Below are 275 nucleotides of genomic sequence, written 5' to 3' on the forward strand. Positions count from 1 at the left end.
GTATAAACTGGCTTTATTTACACAGTTAAAGTTAGTTAAAACGCTTAGAGTTAGCAATAAAAAAAGCCAAGTAAGCACCTTACTTAGCCTTAATAATGTAAGCAGTAATGAGCAAGTGATAGTTGCTCAGTTTGCTAAATGGGATAACTTTCAAACTACCGACTATGCCGATATAGGCGACAACGAAAACGATCCCTTTTTAGCTAAAATGATTAACCTTGGTTTTATTGAGCATAGCGCCACTGGCTTTTATAACCAGCAGGGACAAGCTATCC

1 protein-coding gene is annotated in these 275 nt (G+C 37.1%); it reads left to right on the top strand.

Translation table 11 applies throughout. From position 1 onward, the window contains the following. Positions 1-275, top strand: a 275-nt coding sequence (locus tag AAEY79_RS14810; protein WP_352289120.1) for a hypothetical protein, incomplete at both ends; no start/stop codon positions are given.

The organism is Psychrobacter sp. GW64-MNA-CIBAN-0177 (genome assembly GCF_040309585.1).
GTDB classification, from domain to species: domain Bacteria; phylum Pseudomonadota; class Gammaproteobacteria; order Pseudomonadales; family Moraxellaceae; genus Psychrobacter; species Psychrobacter okhotskensis.